The organism is Methylobacterium sp. Leaf100, assembly GCF_001422845.1.
Lineage (GTDB): Bacteria > Pseudomonadota > Alphaproteobacteria > Rhizobiales > Beijerinckiaceae > Methylobacterium.
On the sequence record NZ_LMMW01000012.1, the window covers coordinates 432,781 to 451,340 of the forward strand.

At 68.3% G+C, this 18,560-nt stretch carries 18 protein-coding genes; 8 read left to right on the forward strand and 10 right to left on the reverse strand.

Annotated elements, in window-relative coordinates; all coding sequences use genetic code 11:
- Nucleotides 1-123 precede the first annotated feature (123 nt).
- Nucleotides 124-723, reverse strand: a complete 600-nt coding sequence (locus ASF25_RS10015) for a superoxide dismutase (protein ID WP_056170175.1) — start codon at nt 721-723, stop codon at nt 124-126.
- A gap of 219 nt (nt 724-942) precedes the next feature.
- Between ASF25_RS10015 and ASF25_RS10020 the strand changes: the two genes are divergently transcribed.
- The gene (locus ASF25_RS10020; RefSeq protein ID WP_056304494.1) at nt 943-1,962 is read left to right on the forward strand and encodes a hypothetical protein; all 1,020 of its coding nucleotides are present in this window, start codon (nt 943-945) and stop codon (nt 1,960-1,962) included.
- A gap of 20 nt (nt 1,963-1,982) precedes the next feature.
- Here ASF25_RS10020 and ASF25_RS10025 read toward each other — a convergent pair whose 3' ends face one another.
- From ASF25_RS10025 to ASF25_RS10040, 4 genes are all read right to left on the reverse strand, one after another.
- Nucleotides 1,983-3,629, reverse strand: coding sequence for an HWE histidine kinase domain-containing protein (locus tag ASF25_RS10025; RefSeq protein WP_244472984.1), 1,647 nt, complete (start codon nt 3,627-3,629; stop codon nt 1,983-1,985).
- Nucleotides 3,630-3,959: 330 nt separating this feature from the next.
- Nucleotides 3,960-4,703 (reverse strand): tRNA (guanine(46)-N(7))-methyltransferase TrmB, encoded by a 744-nt coding sequence (locus tag ASF25_RS10030; RefSeq protein ID WP_082502561.1) that lies wholly within the window; start codon nt 4,701-4,703, stop codon nt 3,960-3,962.
- A gap of 4 nt (nt 4,704-4,707) precedes the next feature.
- Nucleotides 4,708-5,886, reverse strand: a complete 1,179-nt coding sequence (gene metK, locus ASF25_RS10035; RefSeq protein ID WP_056170702.1) for a methionine adenosyltransferase — start codon at nt 5,884-5,886, stop codon at nt 4,708-4,710.
- 143 nt (nt 5,887-6,029) lie between these two features.
- On the reverse strand, nt 6,030-6,440 hold the full coding sequence (locus tag ASF25_RS10040; RefSeq protein WP_056260689.1) for a helix-turn-helix transcriptional regulator: 411 nt from the start codon (nt 6,438-6,440) through the stop codon (nt 6,030-6,032).
- 622 nt (nt 6,441-7,062) lie between these two features.
- Between ASF25_RS10040 and ASF25_RS10045 the strand changes: the two genes are divergently transcribed.
- The 4 genes from ASF25_RS10045 (at nt 7,063) to ASF25_RS10060 (ending at nt 11,178) form a co-directional block, all read left to right on the forward strand.
- Nucleotides 7,063-7,878 carry a DNA-binding protein gene (locus ASF25_RS10045; RefSeq protein WP_082478919.1) on the forward strand — a complete coding sequence of 272 codons (816 nt, stop codon included), beginning with the start codon at nt 7,063-7,065 and terminating at the stop codon, nt 7,876-7,878.
- 5 nt (nt 7,879-7,883) lie between these two features.
- Nucleotides 7,884-9,380, forward strand: coding sequence for a M48 family metalloprotease (locus ASF25_RS10050; RefSeq protein ID WP_082502563.1), 1,497 nt, complete (start codon nt 7,884-7,886; stop codon nt 9,378-9,380).
- 128 nt (nt 9,381-9,508) lie between these two features.
- Complete coding sequence (locus ASF25_RS10055; protein WP_056170190.1) at nt 9,509-10,786, forward strand: ATP-binding protein; 1,278 nt, start codon at nt 9,509-9,511, stop codon at nt 10,784-10,786.
- A 20-nt stretch (nt 10,787-10,806) separates the two neighbouring features.
- Complete coding sequence (locus ASF25_RS10060) at nt 10,807-11,178, forward strand: response regulator (RefSeq protein WP_056170193.1); 372 nt, start codon at nt 10,807-10,809, stop codon at nt 11,176-11,178.
- Nucleotides 11,179-11,211: 33 nt separating this feature from the next.
- On the opposite strand, the gene ASF25_RS10065 is transcribed toward ASF25_RS10060, so the two are convergent.
- From ASF25_RS10065 to ASF25_RS10075, 3 genes are all read right to left on the reverse strand, one after another.
- A complete protein-coding gene (locus ASF25_RS10065; RefSeq protein ID WP_056170195.1) occupies nt 11,212-12,975 on the reverse strand; it encodes an ABC transporter ATP-binding protein in 1,764 nt (587 codons plus the stop codon).
- A 220-nt stretch (nt 12,976-13,195) separates the two neighbouring features.
- A complete protein-coding gene (locus ASF25_RS10070; RefSeq protein WP_056304496.1) occupies nt 13,196-14,539 on the reverse strand; it encodes an MFS transporter in 1,344 nt (447 codons plus the stop codon).
- Entirely contained in the window at nt 14,536-15,216 is a 681-nt protein-coding gene (locus tag ASF25_RS10075; protein WP_082502565.1) for a PRC-barrel domain-containing protein, read from the reverse strand. The genes ASF25_RS10070 and ASF25_RS10075 overlap by 4 nt, the downstream gene beginning before the upstream one ends.
- 465 nt (nt 15,217-15,681) lie before the next feature.
- Between ASF25_RS10075 and ASF25_RS10080 the strand changes: the two genes are divergently transcribed.
- A complete protein-coding gene (locus ASF25_RS10080) occupies nt 15,682-16,062 on the forward strand; it encodes a hypothetical protein (RefSeq protein ID WP_056170204.1) in 381 nt (126 codons plus the stop codon).
- Between the two features lie 65 nt (nt 16,063-16,127).
- Here the strand turns inward: ASF25_RS10080 and ASF25_RS10085 are convergent, their stop codons facing one another.
- Both ASF25_RS10085 and ASF25_RS23880 read right to left on the reverse strand, forming a co-directional pair.
- Complete coding sequence (locus ASF25_RS10085; protein ID WP_056260698.1) at nt 16,128-16,562, reverse strand: PRC-barrel domain-containing protein; 435 nt, start codon at nt 16,560-16,562, stop codon at nt 16,128-16,130.
- Nucleotides 16,563-16,644: 82 nt separating this feature from the next.
- Complete coding sequence (locus tag ASF25_RS23880) at nt 16,645-16,770, reverse strand: hypothetical protein (RefSeq protein WP_274533785.1); 126 nt, start codon at nt 16,768-16,770, stop codon at nt 16,645-16,647.
- 553 nt (nt 16,771-17,323) lie between these two features.
- Between ASF25_RS23880 and ASF25_RS10090 the strand changes: the two genes are divergently transcribed.
- Together ASF25_RS10090 and ASF25_RS10095 are read left to right on the forward strand one after the other, a co-directional pair.
- On the forward strand, nt 17,324-17,704 hold the full coding sequence (locus ASF25_RS10090) for an SWIB/MDM2 domain-containing protein (protein WP_056304498.1): 381 nt from the start codon (nt 17,324-17,326) through the stop codon (nt 17,702-17,704).
- 178 nt (nt 17,705-17,882) lie between these two features.
- A complete protein-coding gene (locus tag ASF25_RS10095; protein ID WP_056304599.1) occupies nt 17,883-18,536 on the forward strand; it encodes a DJ-1/PfpI family protein in 654 nt (217 codons plus the stop codon).
- The last annotated feature ends 24 nt before the right edge of the window (nt 18,537-18,560 follow it).

Consider the following 18,560-nt stretch of genomic DNA (forward strand, 5'->3'; position numbering starts at 1 on the left):
TCGGGGCGCCCGGCCCCTCTTGTGGAGGCGGGCTGCCTTCGTGGGGAATGGCCGCGTGTCGAGGCGCGAACCGAAAGGGACGCCACGAGCCTCGATGGCTCGCGGCGCGCAGTCAAGAAAAGATCAGGCGATGGCCTCGCCGTACATCTTCTCCACGTGCTCCCAGTTCACCAGATTCTCGATGAACGCCTTGAGGTAGTCGGGCCGGCGGTTGCGATAGTCGATGTAGTAGGAATGCTCCCAGACATCGACGCCGAGGATCGGCTTCGCGCCGTGCACCAGGGGGTTCTCGCCGTTGGGGGTCTTCTGGATCTCGAGCTTGCCGTCCTTGACCGCGAGCCAGGCCCAGCCCGAGCCGAACTGACCGATCCCGGCCTGGATGAAGTCAGCCTTGAACTTCTCGAAGCCGCCGAGATCCTCGTCGATCTTTTTTGCAAGGGCACCCGGCACGGCACCGCCGCCATTGGGCTTCATCCACTGCCAGAAGTGGATGTGGTTGTAGTGCTGACCGGCGTTGTTGAACAGCGGCTGGTTGTTGCCGTAGGCGGAGGTCAGAACCTCCTCGACGCTCTTGCCTTCGAGACCCGTACCTTCGAGCAGCTTGTTGCCCGTGTCGACATAGGCCTTGTGGTGCTTGTCGTGGTGGAACTCGAGGGTTTCCTTCGACATGTAGGGGCCGAGCGCGTCATAGGCGTAAGGCAGTTCGGGCAGGGTGAAGGTCATCGGCAAATCTCCGGGTCGTGACGTCAGGGAATGCGAAGGCAGGCAGGACGATCCGCCGGCCATCCGCACACCCAACGCGCCGATACCTAAGTGGATGCCGGCACGGCGGCAACGCCCGAGCGGCCCATGGCCTGTGTCCGGGGTTTCGATTTTGCAAAAGGCCGGCAGGGCCTTACTGTGCGCGCCGCACTCCGGGTGCGGGCGTTTTTCGAGAGTTCCATGATCATTGCGCTGTTCGCGCTTGCCGTCCTGATGATCGTCGGTGGTGTTGCATCGGTCGTTCAGGGGTTTCCCTTCGTGCGCCTCGAGAGCGGTATGGCGATGACCGTCGCCGGCGCGACCACCGCGTCTGCGGGGGCGGTGGTTCTGGGCCTCGCCACGGTGGCGAGCCACCTGCGCGGCCTCGGGCGGCGCCTGGGCGAGGTGCGGGCCGCGACGCCCCCGGTCGAGAGTCTCGCGGCACGCCCACCCGAGCCCGAGGTCTCCGAACCGGCGTTTGCCATGCCGGCCCTCGGCGAAAGGCCGATGCGCCAGCGTCCGAGCCTCGGCGGCCCCGAAAGCCGCGAATTCGGCGTGGGCGGCATGGCCATGGGTGGATTGGGTCTCGGGGCCGCCGGCCTCGGAGCCCAGGCACTCGCTGCCGCCGAACCGGACCAGGCGAAATTCGGCGCGGGGCCCCATGGTCGCGGGCCGGAGCCGACCTTCGTTCTCCCGCCCGACATCGACCTTCCTGCCCCGCCGCCCCCAGAGACCGTGGAGCCGCTGCTACCCGATCTCCTGCCGCCGCTGGACGCGCAGGCGCCGAGCGCCGAGGTGCGGCCCCTCGCTCCCGAGCCAACGTTTGCCGAGACTTCTTCTGCCGAGATCTCGCCTGCCGAGCCCCGCTCTGACGAACCCGAATCGGTCGCGGCGCAGGGCGCTCCGCCGGAGGATCGTCGCGCCATGGCCCTGTTCGACACCGGCACCGACGCCCCGGGGGAGCCGGTCCGTCTGTATCCGACCCTGGATACGATGGCCGACATCACCCCCGAGCCCGCGCGGGCGCCCGAAACGCCCGCCATCGAGGACAAACCGGAGATCGTCGGAACCTATGCGTCCGGCGGCAACACGTACGTGATGTACGCCAACGGTTCCATCGAAGCGGAGACGCCGCGTGGACGCTTCAGCTTCGATTCCCTCGACGAGCTGAAGGCCTTCGTGGAAGCCGGCGGCGAAACCGATGCGCGGGGGGCCGCCTGAGGCGCCTCCTCGTCCCCCCCTTAGCGGCGGGGGTCCAGTACCGTGCTGCGCGCCGGCAACGGCGCCAGCATCCGGAGATGAAAACCGTCCGGCGGATAATCGATCGTCACGTCCGCCCGGACCTGGGCCATGAGTACGCGCTGGAGCAGGCGTGAACCGAACCCCTGGCGCGTCGGCGCGCGCACCGTCGGACCGCCGCTCTCGCGCCACTCGAAGCGCAGGGTCCCGGCCGGGCCGTCCGGCACCAGATCCCAAGTGATCATCACGCGTCCATCCGGGGTCGAGAGCGCTCCGTATTTCGCCGCGTTCGTGGTGAGTTCGTGGATCGCCATGCCGATGGGGACGGCGAGCTCGGACGTGAGATCCACGGCCGGACCTTCCAGGTGAATTCGGGCATCCCCGGCCCCGTCCATGTCACCGTCGGCGTAGGGTCGCAACTCGTTGGCGAGCAGGGTGCGCAGGGACGCGGTCTGCCACGTGTCCTCGGTGAGCACCGAATGGGTGTGGGCGAGGGACATGATCCGCCCGACGAAGGCCTCGTAGAAGCTCTCGATGCTGGAGGCCGTGCGGGCCGTCGAGCCGACGATGGCCTGCACGGTCGCGAGTGTGTTCTTCACCCGATGATGCAGTTCGCGGATGAGGAGGGTCTGGCGCTCCTCGGCCATGCGCCGCTCGGTGACGTCCGCCACGACCCCGATGAGCCGGCGCGGCAGCCGGTGGGGGGCATCGCGCTCGAAGCGCCCGGCGAGATCGATGATCCGCCACGCTCCGTCGCTGCGGCGCCGAATCCGCCCCGTGGCCTTGAGCACGGCATCGCCGCGCAGGGCGTTCGTGATCGCGGAGCGGAAGGCCGCCCGATCGTCGGGGTGGAGGATGTGCTCCAAGAACTCGCGCTTGCCCACGGCGCCATCTTCGACGCTGCGCCCGAAGATCGCGAACATGCGCTCGTTCTCCCAGACCGCCTGATCGTCGAGCATGTGCCACTCGAAGATCCCGAGGGCGGCGAGCGACGTGGCGATGCGCAGGCGTTGCTCCCCCGCGCGCAGGGCCGTGCGGGCGACGACCTGTGCGGTGATGTCCTGCACGACACCGACGATGCCGGCGGATACACCGTCATTCCGGCTCGCCTCGCCCCGCAAGCCGAGATGGATCTCGGTTCCGTCGTCGGCCCGGCGCAACCGGCATTGCAGGGCGAAGGGCCCACCCTCCGCCAGGGCGGATCGCACTTGGGTCTCGATCCGCCCCACCTCCTCCGCGTCCAGGCGGCCGCGCAGGGTCGCCCAGGAAAACCGGACGCCTGGCCGGTCGCCGAGGATGAAGGCCGCGCGTCGCGACAGCGAGATGAGGCCGGTCGCCGTATCGAAGCGCCATTCGCCGACGCCGGCCGCAGTGAGGGCTGCCTGATTCTCGACGGCCGGCACCAGGTCGTCGGCGTCCACCGCATCGACCACGACCACTTGGACGCCATTCGTAGGGGGCGAGGACCGGACATGGACATCGAGGATGCCGCCATCGGCGCGATGCCAGCGCCGGATACCGTTCGGGACGGGCAGGGCGGTTTCACCGAGGCGGGTGAGTTCCACCCCCGTGAGCCCCCCGTCGGGGTAGTCCAAGAGATGGCAGAGATGGGGGTTGGCCGTGCGAATACGGCCATCGCCAAGGCCGATGACGAGCAGGCCGATCACGGCCCCAGTGAACGCCACGTCGGCGGGATCGTTCGCGCGCGGTGGAAGCGCCGCCGTCCCGTTGTGATCCGCAACGTCGCTCAAACCGCAACCTCGCTCAACGGCACCCCGCCGCATGCAAGCTTCCCAGAACTTCGGGAAGACCTTCGCCGATCTTGGGAAACCGACGCGCCGAGCGCATGCAAAGCCTTCGGGCGACGGAAGGCAAGAGGGGTTGTGCCCCCGCAATGGGGGCCCTTCCCCTGTATAGGGGGGGTCCACCCCTGCAAGAAGGGCTCTGCCCCGGAAAAGGAAGCCCCGTCGAAAAGCCCCTCAATCCGCCGAGGCGCGCCGGAATTCCAGATAGGTGGGCGCACGCCCGGCGATCAGGGCCTTCGCTTCGTAGCGCGTTCCCGGCCAATCGGACCACGCCACGCGCCAATCGTCCGCGCGCACAGCGGTCCAGGTGAGCGCGGGGCAGCGAGCGGCACGCACGAGGGTCCAGCCGGCATAATCGTCGATGTCGCTGGCAAAGCGGAACACGCCGCCGGGTTTCAGGACACGCGCGATCTCACGCAAGGACTCATCCGAGACGAAGCGGCGCTTGCGCTGTCGGCGCTTGGGCCAAGGATCGGGATAGAGCAGGTAGACCCGCGCCAGGGCACCGTCGGGAATCGCCGCCAGCAACGCAGTGGCGTCTTCATCCCACACCCGAACGTTCGAGAGACCCCCGTCGTCGACGGCGCGCAGGAGCTTGACCACGCCGTTGACGAAGGGCTCGGCGCCGATCAAGCCGATGCGTGGATTGGCCGTGGCCTGGGCCGCGAGATGCTCGCCGCCGCCGAAGCCGATCTCGAGCCAGACCTCGTCCACCGGGACCGGGAACAGGCCGATCGGATCGAGACGTTCGCCCTGTGCCGGCAGAACGACCCGCAGGCTCGGAAGCAATTCTTCGAGGCGCTGCTCCTGGACAGCGCGCAGGCGCTTGCCCTTGCGTCGTCCGAAAAAGGCACGGTCCGCGCCCTCGACGACATCCCCGCCCGCGATGGGCGGGAGTTCATCCCGCCCCATGGTCATGGGATCAGGACAGAGCCGACTTGAGGCTGTCGGCGAGATCGACGCGCTCCCACGAGAAGCCGCCATCCGCCTCGGGGGCCCGGCCGAAATGACCGTAGGCCGAGGTGCGGGCGTAGATCGCCTTGTTGAGACCGAGCTTCGTCCGGATGCCGCGGGGCGACAGATCGAAGGCGTTCATGAGAACGTCTTCCAGCTTGGCCTCGTCGACCTGACCGGTCCCGTGGAGATCGACGTAGATCGACAGCGGCTTGGCCACGCCGATGGCGTAGGCGAGCTGGATGGTGGCGCGGGTTGCGAGCCCTGCCGCGACGACGTTCTTAGCGAGATAGCGTGCGGCGTAGGCCGCCGAGCGGTCGACCTTCGTCGGATCCTTGCCCGAGAAGGCGCCGCCACCGTGCGGAGCCGCACCGCCATAGGTGTCGACGATGATCTTGCGGCCGGTGAGGCCAGCGTCGCCGTCGGGGCCGCCGATGACGAACTTGCCCGTGGGGTTCACGTGCCAGACCGTCTCCTCGGAGACCCAATCCTTCGGAAGGGCGGCGAGGATGTAGGGCTCGACGATGGCGCGCACGTCGGCCGAATCCAGGGATTCGTCGATATGCTGGGTCGAGAGGACGATCTGCGTCACGCCGACGGGGCGTCCGTTCTCGTAGCGCACGGTGACCTGGCTCTTGGCATCGGGACCGAGCTTGGCCGCATCGCCTTGCTTACCCTTGCGGGCGTCGGCCAGGTCCTTGAGGATCTTGTGGGCGTAGTAGATCGGTGCCGGCATCAGTTCGGGCGTCTCGTCGGACGCGTAGCCGAACATGATACCCTGGTCGCCCGCGCCCTCGTCCTTGTTGCCGGACGAATCGACGCCCTGGGCGATGTCGGCCGACTGGGCGTGGAGATGGATGGCGATGTCGTTGTTCTTCCAGTGGAAGCCCGACTGCTCGTAGCCGATGTCCTTCACGGCCTCACGGGTGAGGTGCTCGAGGTGCTCGAAGGTCACGGAATCCGGACCGCGCACCTCGCCGGCGATGACGATGCGATTGGTGGTCGCCAGGGTCTCGACGCCGAGACGGGCCTCAGGCATCGCCGCCATGTAGGCGTCCACGACCGTATCGGAGATCCGATCGCAGACCTTGTCCGGATGACCTTCCGAGACGGACTCGCTCGTGAACAGATAATTGGAACGTGCCATGGACAGCATACCCGGTTTTCGGGTGCGCCTCGTGCGATGCGTCTACCCCGGCCTACGGAAGGCCGGGGTTCTCGCACCGCCCATGGGGACGGTCAAGCCGAAAAACCGGACGCGTTCTTTAAAAAGAACAAAGTGAGCTTTGATCAGGCCTTGAGTTTGGCATGGAGCGCCTGCACAGCCGCCGCCAATTCCTGACGCCGCGCATCGGAGAAATGCTCCGACACGTGGCGGGCCACCGCGTCCGCGAGGCCCTGCCAACTGTCGCCTGGAATGTAAGGTTGCTGTGGCGGCTCCGAGAACCCGACGGCAGCCTCCTCGTCCGTGTGAACGAGGTCCTCGAAGAAGTACGTGACCGGCACCCCGGTCATCCGGCTGAAGCTCTCGAGGTGGAGCGCGCTGATCCGGTTGGTGCCCTTCTCGTACTTCTGAAGCTGCGCGGCCGACATGCCGAAGCGCTCGGCCACCCGCTTCTGGGTCAACGACGCCTTCTTGCGTTGCTCGGCGATGCGCCGACCCACATGCACGTCCCGCGCGTCGGTCTTCTGGCCAGCCATTCTGCTCGTTCCGTAACGCGGCCTTCCACCGGATCTCGGAGGAAAAGCTCGGCCATCCCCCGCCGCGACGGGTAAGGGCCACGCGATCCCGCAAGTATGCGGCACGGGCTTCAGTGAATGGTGGCGTCCCCGGCAGGGCTCGAACCTGCGACCCCAGGTTTCATACCACTTCGGCTTCCGCCGCCGCCCCCTTGCGGGCACGTTCGTGGCCTGGACTATCCCTCCACCATGGGCTTCCGAGGAAGCCGTTAGGTGCCGCCCGTCTAGTCTCTACACCTTCCCGTCGCACGCCTCGCGGAGAACGATGGGCTTGGCTCGGGATCGGCGGGGCCCGCTGTGACACGGACCCTCGGGCTTTCCCCGAATTTGAGCGGATCCGCCGCGCGGTTTCCCCTCGCGGCGCCCAATTTGTGTCTAGGAAACCTGTGCTCTGTCCAGCTGAGCTACGGAGACTCACCGGCGTCTTCGTAACACCAACCCCGGATCAGGCCAACCGGGCTGCGCCGCTCCTGTTGCGGGGCTGCCGCAGGGCGGTCGAAACGACAGCTTGGGAACGCGCCGCGCTTGTCCTGCCTCCGCCATCTCCCACAATGCCCGCCGAGGCCACGGGGATCGTTTCACCATGACGGAGCAGCGGCGGCGCGGCGGCGCGTTCGGCACGCGTATCCTGGCATTCTTGATCTCCGGGGTCTGCGTCTCCGGGGTCTGCGGAGCGGTTCCCGCCATGGCCGTCGCACCCGAATGCAGGACCACTCCGTTCGGTACGACCACCCTGACTGCCGTCGGCCTCCGGGGCGAACTCGTCTTCGCATCCGGCGCCCGCGGGGTCCTCGACGGTCTGCGCTGGCCGGATAATCCTAAACTCGCAGGGGCTGCGGCCGCTTGGCTCGAGACGCAGCGGAGCGTTCCTCTCATCCTCGTGGCGCGTGGAGAGACCGATCGCTGGGGCCGCGCCCATGTCGATGCGAGCGTGGCGGACGGCGCCCTCGATCTCGCCGGCGGCCTCGTGGAAGCGGGCCTCGCCACCGTCGATGCCGGTGAGCGCGACAGCCTGTGTCGCCCCGGCTTGCTCGCAGTCGAATCCGGCGCGCGTCAGGCCGGGCGCGGCCTGTGGCGGGAGGCGGAGCAGGATGCCCAGGACGGTGCCGCCCTGAGGCTGCGCCTCGGCGGTTTCGTGGTGGCGCGCGGGCGGGTCCTCTGGGTCGGCGAACGGCCGCGGCGGACCTATCTCGACTTCGCCCGGCGGGGCGAGGACGGACTGACCGTAACCGTGTCGAAACGCACTTGGCGCCAATTGCAGGAACGTGGTTTGAGTGCGGCGACCCTGCGTGGCCGTCTCGTCCGGGTTCGGGGCATCGTCGAGGTCTGGCGCGGCCCGACCCTTGATGTGGCGAGCGCGGACATGATCGAAATCCTGGATACGGCGCAGGGGCGCTGAACGGTATGACGCGGGCGCACAGGATCACGAACGGATTGGCGGCGCCCGCGGGCCGCACCGCCGGCGCATGCGCGACAGCTCTCCTCCTGTCGGCCCTGCTGTCGGGCTGCATCGGCGATCAGACCGGTGCCACCCTGCAGCCCGCCGTGGTCGCCGTGCCGGCGGGGGCGCCGCGCGTCACCGGCCGCGAGCGCACCGCGTCCGACGCCGATCACGCCAAGCTGGTCGCGTCCTTCGGGGGCGAGTATCGCGCTCCTGCCGCGCTGAAACTCCTGACCGAGGTCACCGACCGGCTGGTGCGGGCCACCGACCGGCCCGAGGAGACCTATGCGGTGACCCTCCTCGATTCGCCGGTCATCAATGCCTTCGCGCTGCCGAACGGCCGTCTCTACGTCACCCGGGGTCTACTGGCGCTCGCCAGCGACACCTCCGAGATCGCCGCCGTCCTTTCGCACGAGATCGCGCACGTCACCCTGCGCCACGCGACGGCTCGCACGGAACTGGCGCTCCGCTCCCAGCTCGTGAGCAAGGTCGTCGCCGACGTCCTGAACGATCCCGCCACGGGCGCGCAGTTGCAGAGCCAGTCCAAATTCGCCCTGGCGCGGTTCTCCCGCGATCAGGAACTCGAGGCGGACGGCGTCGGGGTGAAGACCCTGGCACGGGCCGGCTACGACCCGTTCGGTGCCGGGCGCTTCCTGCGCTCGCTCAGCCGAACCACCGGCATGAAGACCGGAACCGGGCAGGCGGGCGAACCCGACATGCTCGCGACCCATCCGGGTACGCAGGAGCGCATCACCCTGGTGACGCGGGCGGCACGCCTCATCGGCGCCCCCGGCCTCGGGGTAGACGAGCGCGCGCGCTATCTCGCGGCGGTGGACGGCATCGCCTACGGCGACAATCCGGGCGACGGTCTGGTGCGCGGCCGCCGCTTCCTGCATCCCGGCCTCGGCATCGCCTTCGAGGTGCCGGATGGCTTCACCATCGAGAACACCCGCAACGCCGTCCTCGGCACGACTCCCGAAGGCAGCCGACGCCTCCTGTTCGATCAGGTGGAGAACCCGGCCGGACAGGGTCTCGAAGAGGTGCTGAAGGCGACCTGGAACGATGCCATCGAGCCCGGCTCCCTCGAGAACCGGGCCATCGGTGGAAATCCGGCCGTCACGGCCCTGTCGCGGGGCAAGGACTGGACCTTCCGCCTCGCCGCGATCCGCATGGGCGAGACGACCTTCCGGATGATCATGGCCGCCAAGGGCATGACGGACCCGGACGCGGCCTTCCGACGCTGGACGGAAAGCCTCGCGGCCGTCGGGGCCGCAGAGACCCAATCCCTACGCCCCTTGCGCGTGCAGGTGGTGACGGCCACGGCCGCCGACACCGTGGATACGCTCGCGCAGCGCATGCTGGTGTCCGACCGGGCCAGCGACCGCTTCCTCGTCCTCAATGGGTTGGAGCGCGGGGCGACCCTGCGCATGGGCCAGGGTTACAAAATCATCGTCGAGTAGGCGCGCGGCGGGAGACCGGGCGCCAGTGCGCAGCGATCCGGTTTCGCGGATCGCAAAAACGCGCCATCGTCGTCACGCGAATCCGCATCGTGCGTCGTCGCCTTGCAAACCGACCCTGAGACTGTGCCATGCTCGATGCCCTCGGGAGCTTCCTCGACCGAAGCGACCTGTCCCCCCACGGCATCTGCCTGCTGTGGCGGCCGGAGCTGATCTGGACGCACGTCGTCTCGGATTTCGTGATCGGCCTGGCATACTTCACGATTCCCGTGGCGCTCGGGGTGTTCGTCACGAAGCGCCGTGATGTCGCGTTCGGATGGATGGCCTGGGCCTTCGCCAGCTTCATCCTCGCCTGCGGCACCACGCATTTCTTCGCGATCTGGACCCTATGGGTGCCGGACTACGCCGCCGAGGCCTTGGTGAAGGCGTTCACGGCGGTGATCTCGCTGCTCACGGCGATTCTGCTCTGGCTGCTGCTGCCGCGCGCGCTGGCGCTCCCCTCCCCCGAGACCCTGCGCCGCGCCAATGCGGAGCTCCTTGCCCGTGTCACGGAGCGCGATGCCGCCCTCGCGGCCCTCCAGACGGCGATCCACGAGCGCGAGCAGGCCGAGGCGATGCTGCGGCAGACCCAGAAGATGGAGGCCATCGGCGCCCTGACGGGCGGCGTCGCGCACGACTTCAACAACCTGCTCGGGGTGGTGATTGCCAACCTCGACCGCCTCGAACGCTTTTCCCTCGACAGCGGCGCCGAACGCGCGCGCACGAATGCCCTGAAAGGCGCCGAGCGCGCCGCGAGCCTCGTGCAGAAGATGCTGGCGTTCGCACGGCGCCAGCCCCTGCAGCCGACCCGGTTCGACGTCAACGGACTCATCGGGGATCTGACCGAGCTGCTTCGCGGCGCCCTGAACACCGCCGAGCCGCCGGAAATGGATTTGGCACCCGACCTGTGGCCCGTGCGCGTCGATGCCAATCAGCTGGAGAACGTGCTGCTGAATCTCACCGTCAACGCCCGGGACGCCATGCCGGAAGGCGGGCGGGCAACGATCCGTACCCGCAACGTACCTGCCGCCGAAGCGGGCGGTCTGGTCGGATTGCCGGCTGCCGATCACGTTCTGATCAGCGTCACGGACAAGGGTTGCGGCATGAGCCGGGAGGTCGCCGCGCGCGCCTTCGAGCCATTCTTCACCACCAAGGCCGTGGGCGAAGGCACGGGCCTGGGCCTGAGCCAGGCCTTCGGGTTCGCCAAGCAGTCGGGGGGCCATATCGCCATCGACAGCCGGCCCGGCGAAGGCACCACGGTGCAAGTCTACCTGCCACGCCATTTCGAGGCGGCGGCACGACCCGTGACGCGAATCCTCGAAGAGCCGACGCTGCTGACGACCGCCCTGCCCCCTCCCCGCTTCGCCTGACCGGAGCCGCGACACATCCCATGACCGAAACCGCTCCACGGGTCCTCATCGTCGAGGACGAGATCATGCTCCTCGAAGTGGTCGCCGCAGAACTCGAGGATGCGGGCTTCACCGTCTCCCAGGCGACCACCGCCGAGATCGCTCTCTCGTTCATCGAAAGCGATGCGGCCATCGACGTCCTGTTCACGGATATCCGTCTGCCGGGTGAAATGGACGGCTGGCAGCTCGCCGAAGCGGCACGCCGCCTGCGGCCCGGCCTCCCGATCATCTACGCGACGGGCTTTACCCAGACGCCGCCGCGCCTCGCGGAGGGCAGTGTGTTCTTCACCAAGCCCTACCGCGCCAACGCGATCATCTCCGCGATCCGCACGTTGGGCGGCAGCGGGCCTTAGACTCCCCAGGTCGCCCGCCCGAGGCTGTAGCCCTCAGGCCGCGGCCAGCGACAGCGACATGGATTCCTTCTTCATCAGCTCGCGGTAGAACCCGTCGAGATGCGTGAGCTTGTCGGGCGAGCCGTCCTGGATGATGCGGCCGCCTTCCAGCACCACGATTCGATCGAAGTCCTTCAGGGTCGAGAGGCGGTGCGCGATGGCGATGACCGTGCGGCCCTTCATGAGATTGGCGAGGGCGTGACGGATCGCTTCCTCGGACTCGGCATCGAGGGCCGACGTCGCCTCGTCGAGAAGCAGGATCGGCGAGTCTTTGAGGATCGCCCGCGCGATGGCGATGCGCTGGCGCTGGCCACCCGAGAGCTTCACGCCCCGATCACCCACGATGGTGTCGAACCCTTCCGGCAGCGCTTCGATGAAATCGGTGCAATGGGCTGCGGCGGCCGCCTTCCACACGTCCTCGTCAGAGGCGTCGGGCCGGCCGTAACGAATGTTCTCCCGCAGGGTCCGGTGGAACATCGACACGTCCTGCGGCACCACCGTGATCGCCTCGCGCAGGGAGTCCTGCGTGACGCGGTGGATGTCCTGTCCGTTGAGGAGAATGCGCCCGCCCTGCGCGTCGTAGAAGCGTTGGAGCAGGGAGAACAAGGTGGATTTGCCGCCGCCCGACTTGCCCACGAGACCGACGCGCTGGCCGGGCTGGATGGCGAGGTCGAAGTCGGTGAACACGGCGCGCCCGTCGGGGTACGAAAAGGCGACGTGGTCGAACGTGATCTCCGCGCCGGTCCCCGACAGGGGCACGGCTTCCGGGTGATCGGTGAGATCGTGGGGTTGCAGCAGGGTGTGCAGGGCCTCCGACAGGCGGGCCGTGTGCTGGGTCGCGTCCACGAGGGCGACGGCGAGATCGCGGGTGGCGGCGAGGATGCGGATCCCGAGCGTGCAGACGAGAACCACCTGCCCGTTCGATGCAGCCCCCGCCTCCCATAGGGTGATGGCCCAATAGAGCAGTCCGAGCACGGCCAGCACGGTCAGGATCGCGTGCACGATACGCAGCTTCTCGAGATAGAGCAGCGACGAACGGCGCGAGCGCATCTCGACACCGATGGTCCCGTCGAAGCGGGTGTATTCGCGCTTGAACGCCGAGAAGGCGCGCACGAGGGGCATGTTGCCGACGAGATCCACCATCTCCCCGTCGACGGAAGCCGCCTTGGCGGCAAAATCGTGGTGCAGCGGCTTACCGGCGGCCGCCATCTTGAACATCAGCAACACGACGGCGGCGAAGATGCCGGCGAGCACCAGGGCCATCGTGAGGCTGACGGTGCCGATGTAGAGGATCGACAGGAAGGCGGCGACGCAAGGCGGCATCACGTTGAACACGAACATGTTCTCGACCGTGAAGATCGCGTTCGAGGTCGCGGTGATGCGCGAGGCCAGGGTGCCGGGCTGGCGATCGGCGAAGAACGAGGGCGAATGCCCGGTCATGTGGCGGAACAGGTCGCGGCGGATGTCGCCGGTCACGCCGACGAACGTGAACGACCCCGTGAGGCTGGCGACGCGCCAGAGCATGTTGTCGGCGGCGATGAAGGCGACGAGCAGGGCGAGCGCGCCCCAGATCAGGCCGGCCTCGGGCCCCTTGCTCAGGGCATCGACGACCCCCTTGAGGGCGTAATCCGTGCTGACGGAGAAACCGACGGCGCCCAGCACGGCGCACAGGATCACGAGATGCGGCAGTGCCCGGCGGCGCAGGTAGCGCGCGACGAAGGCGAACGGCCTGTCTGCATAGACGCACAGGTCTTCCATCGCGGTGACAATCCCGTTTTCCAGCAGACCCGCGCCTGCCGTCCCTCGAACGAAGCCCGTGCGCGATCCGCACGCGACTTATGTGCCCCCAAGGATCGCAACGCGAAGCTCGGTCGAGCGTTGCACGCTAACGTCCAGCTTCGTCCGTTCTCAGGGAAGAAACCTGAACGCGGCTTGAGCGGCAAGCGAATTCAATGCCGCCCAGTCCCCACCCCGGGGATTAAGCGACGGTGGACCGTCGGGTCTCGGGCATGATCAGAGCGATCATCACGAAGCCGGCGAAGCCCACCGCGGCGAGGCCCAGGAAGGCCGAATGGCTCCCCAGGCGATCGGCCATGATGCCGGCGAGCGATGTGGACAGGGCGGCCCCGATCCCCATGGCCGTGCCGACGGCACCGAGCGCGAGGTTGAAGCGCCCGGTGCCCCGGGTGACGTCGGATACCACGAGGGGCACCATCACGCCGAACACCGCGGCCGAGATTCCGTCGAACACCTGGATCGCCACGAGGAGTTCGGGGCTGCTCGTGTAGGCGAACAGCAGACCGCGGATCGGCAGGGCGGCGAACCCGATAAGGAGGAGCGGGCGGCGGCCCCAACGCTCGGCGGCGCGCCCGACGGCCGGCCCCGAGACCGCGAGCACCACCTGCGGAACGACGATGCAGGCGGCGATGAGGGCGGTCGCGGTTTCGCTGGCGCGCAGGGTCAGCATGCTGCCCACCAGGGGCAGCATCGCCGCATTGGCGAGGAAGAACAGCATCATGCATCCGCCGAAGCACATCAGTGCCCGATTCGCCAGCAGGGCGCGGACGACACCGTCGCGCCGGGGCGTGACGGCCCCAGGGGCGGGACCCGGCGCCTTGGCCACGGTCACGGGGCCGATCTCGTCGGCCCGGATGAACGACAGGGCCACCAACGTCGGGATCATCAGGAAAGCGGTGAGGTAGAACACCGCGTCGTTGGAAAGATAGTAGCCGCAGGCTCCCATGCCGGCGGCGGCGACGGCGTTGCCCAGGGCCGAGAAGCTCGCGTTGCGCCCGAGGCGCTCACCGGCCCGGGCATGGCCGACGAGACCGATGCTGATGGCGGCGATGGCCGGCGTGAGGATGCAGCTCGCCGCCGAATGGGCGGCCATGGCGAGAATGACGATGAGGAAGTTCGGCCACATGGCCAGGGCGAAGGCGCTGAGCGCGATGGCGACGACCGAGAAGCCGGCGGCGAAGCGGAGCGACCGCATGGCATCGACGAAGGCCCCGCCCGGGACCTGACCGAGCAGGCTGACGAGGCTGCCGATGGTCAGCGCGAAGCCGATGTCCGACTGGGTCCACTTCGCCTGGGTGAAGTACACGGCGAGGAACGGCCCGAACCCCGTCTGGAGGTTGGCGACGAAGAACGCGAACCCATCGAGGCCCTGGCTGCTGGTGCGCGAGATCGCCTTCATGTCGGCGGGACCCTCCGCGGCATCGGCCAGGGCCTCGCGCCGAGGCATCGGGCGCGGCCGGAATTCGGACCGGACGACCTCCCTCGGCTTGAGGGGGCGCCGGTCCTTCGGGAGGGGAACCGTCATTTGTCCGGCGTTCTCTCTGCCGGTTTATCGGGCATCTTCTCGGCGGTCGGAGCCGGGGGCGCGACGGGCGCGGCAGCCGGGGCCGCAGCGGGTGGTACGGGGGCGGCAGCCGGCGGCTCGCCCTCGGGGACAGCCGGGCTCGCCGGCCCAAGGACCACGATGGGCTCGCCCGCCTTGTATTCCGGCGAGACGCGGACCTGATTCCGGGACAATTGCAGGACGAGGCGCGTCGGCTTGCCGTCCGAGGTGAAGCGCATGGAGCGCCAATCCACCGCGATCTTGCGTGAGCCGACGCCGAGGAAGCCGCCGAAATCGATGATGGCGGCGCGGGGGCGGCCGTCCTTGTCGAGGATGATGTCGATGATCCGGCCCATGTCCTCGCCGGTGGCGCTGCGCACGGCCTTGCCGAGCACGCCCTCGTAATCCGCCGTGTCGAGGACCGTGGCGGGAGTCCCCGTGGGTAGAACCGGCGCTTGGGCCGGAGCCGGGTTCGCAGCGCCCGTCGGAGCAGGTGCCGGCTGGACGGAGGTCGGCGCCGGGGGCGCCTGCGGTGCAGGCGGAGCGGCCCCATTCGGCCCTGCGGGCGCAGCGGGTACCTCGGCGGGTTTGCTGCCGGGGGGCGTATCCTCGGCGAAAGCGGAGGCGGCCCCGAGGCTGATCGTCGTCGCGGCGATCATCCGGACAAATCTGAACACGTGCGTTCCCCGAGCGATGATCGCGCCGGCCCTTGGACAGGACACGGACCCATCCGGCGGGTTCCCACAACGGAGCGGGTCCCATGTCCGGGTCTCGTGTCACTGCGCAACGACCAAGGCGAAGTTGTGAAGGCGAGATCCGGCAAGGACCATCGGCCAAAAATCTGTGGGCAAAAACCGGGCCGACTCCGCGGATCCGCGCAGGGTCCCGCACAGCTCTGCCATTCCGCCTTGCGGTTCGCAATCGGCCAATTCGAGGGCCTAGTGCGGCTGCGTCCCAGCGCCTCGCGGCGCGGTCACGGATCTCGCTGGCATCCGATCTCCCGGCCTGTGTCGTCGGGATCGATCCGCCTCGTCTGGTTTTCGTCAAACCCGCGTCGTACACACGCGAAACTTCGCCCAGACCCCACCGTGTGGGGGTGCCCGATCGTCCGAGGACTTGAGCCGATGCCCTTCATTCGAAACGCCAGCGCCGCGGCGCTCCTCGCCGCAGCCCTCGCGGGCTGCCAGGCGCTCGGCAGTAGCGGCGGCGTGATGCCGGAGAGCGATGTCGGCCCGCCGCCCTCGATGCGTGGCTCGGTCCCGAACGCATCGGGTCCGCGCTCGGCCCGCGTCGATGCCGATGGAAACCAGATCCAGACCACGCCGACGCGGCGACTCGATCTGCCTCGCTCGGCAGGCGGCGTCGCCCGCGCGTCCGCGTCGGAAGAGCGGCGCATTCGCCGTGAGGACATCGAAGGCAGCGCGGACGGGCGTTCGGGCTCGGGCAGCGGTGGAATGACCCCCAGCCTCGGTTCGGGCGGCGTCGGCGTCGGCGGCAAGTTCTGAGGCCACCCGGGATCTGCGCGTCCAAGGGCTGGCGCTCGATGCGCCGGCCCTTGTCCTAAGGCAGTTCAGATCGCGGAGCGACGGCCGCCGTAATAATCGTCGAGGCGTCCGCCGAAGGCGGGATCGGCGAACGGATCTTCGCCGGCCCCGTGCGTCGGAGCTCGGGCGAGGGTATCCTTGTCGATGTCGACGATATACCCGCCGAGTTCGACGCTGTAACGCAGCGAGCGCCACGGCAGCGGATGGTAGCTCTCACCGAGACCGAGGAAGCCGCCGAACGACAGGACCGCGTAGGCGACCTGTCCCGAAACCTTGTCCACCATGAAATTATGCACGGTGCCGAGATGCGCGCCGTCCGCGTCGTAGGCCGCCGTACCCTCGACCTTGTCCGAGGCGATGAGGCGCGGCGTCTCGTCGATGGCGACCCCTTCGCCCTTGGGATCGAGTTCGAGGGTCCCGGCTGGCCTGATCGGGCGCTCATTGGGAAGATCGGTCGGCATTTCGTCGCTCCGGGATGTCTGGAACGGCAAACGCGCGAGCGCCCCGCCCCGGTTCCCGGATCGCTCTCCCCGGACGGGTGCCTCAGATGTACCCGGCGCCGTGCGGCGCGTCCGAGACGGTGCCGGACTCGGACGCGATGACGGCTCCGAGACCGCCGATGAGAGCGAGGGCCGCACAGAGGGCGAGGGCGAAGACGGCGATGATCATGGCCGGACCCTCGGCCTCGGAGGCTTAACCGTCCGTTTCCGGAAGGCGCAAAAGCCGCGTCGGGCGGTCGATCCATCGAGGGCGAAAATTAGTTCGTTCCTCGCGGGCAAGGACGAACCGCGTAGTCCGCCGCGCACCCTCGGCTGAAGCCGGCCGTATTCCGGCGAGGTCGGTCGCCGCCGGAACAAGGGATCGCCGTAGACCTCCGCCCTACCGGCCGGCGTTGCGAGAATTCGAGAAAACCATTGCAAGTCATGGCCTTGGCTCGGCATCGCGCGAGCGCTACCGCCCGCTGGAATCGCTGGCTTCGCGCTCGGACAAGGCAAAGTACAACGCCGACACCGATCAAGATCTCGAATGTGCGCCTTGAACTTCTCCACGTGCGCCGGGAGCGATCCTGTTGATAGGGCGCGCTCCCTGTGGACGGCTCCCAAGCACAGGGCGGATTTCCCTTGGAACGGTCGCAACACTGCTTAGTTGTTGCAGCTATGCGCTCCGAGGCCACGTGCCGTGGGCGTACCGGCGCTCGCTGCCGAACCTCTGGAGGAAATCCATGGCCAAGACCACGACCAAGAGTGCCACCAAGAGCGCGGACAAGAGCGCCGCGACTGGCGACGAGAAGCCGGCCGCCGAGAAGACCGCCGCAAAGGGCAAGAAGGTCGCCGCCCCCAAGGGCGAGGGCGCCAAGCCGAACGCTCTCCAGCAGCCGCTCAAGCCGTCGCCCGAGCTCGCGGCGGTTGTCGGTGATGCCGCCCTGCCCCGTGGCGAGGTCGTCAGCAAGGTCTGGGAATACATCAAGAAGCATGAGCTTCAGAACCCGGAGAACAAGCGCGAGATTCTGGCCGACGAAAAGCTCAAGAAGGTCTTCGGCAAGGATAAGTGCACGATGTTCGAGATGAACAAGCATCTCGCCGCCCATCTCAAGTCCGCCTGATCCTGCGGGACGTCGCGCCGGCCCCGAACACGGGCCGGCGGCCGATGCCGGACCGAGCCGTCGCGAGGCCGTGACCCTCGCGACGATGGGCGTCCTGTCGGCCGGATTTTCCGCAACGGGTGGCGAGCCGGCATTCGCCGATACGACGGCCCACCCGGCGCCTTTCCGGCAGATCGCTATGGTGCTGTTTCCGGGGATGACGGCCCTGGACGTGGTCGGGCCCCAGGCCCTTTTGGCTGGTCTCGCGGGTCCGAGTTTCCATCTGGTGGCCGAGCGGATCGGCCCCGTCGCCAGCGATACCGGACTCGAGATCGTCGCGACCGCGGACTTCGAGACCTGTCCGCGGGACCTTGATGTCCTGATCGTGCCCGGCGGTGATGGAACGCCCGGCCAGATGCGCAATGAGCGGCTGCTCGCTTTCCTGCGCGATCGCGCCGGGCGGGCGGCCTGGGTCACGAGTGTCTGCACCGGGTCTCTGATCCTCGGCGCGGCGGGCCTGCTGACGGGATACCGGGCGACTTCGCACTGGTGCGTCCGCGATCGGGTCCTGCCCCTCTTCGATGCGATCCCCGTGGATGAACGGGTGGTGTTCGACCGCAATCGCGTGACGGCCGCCGGCATCTCGGCCGGTCTCGATTTCGCCCTGGCGCTGTCCGCGCGCCTGCGCGATCCGGACTATGCCCGGATCAGCCAGCTCGTGGCGGAGTACGCTCCGCAGCCCCCCTTCGTGGCCGGCACGCCACGCACCGCCGGCCCCGCGATCACGGCTTCCGCCACCGGCATTCTGAAGGATCTGATCGAGGGCTCGCTCGCTGCTGCCCGGGCGCGTTGATGGCCCTCGCGTGGGACAACCGCG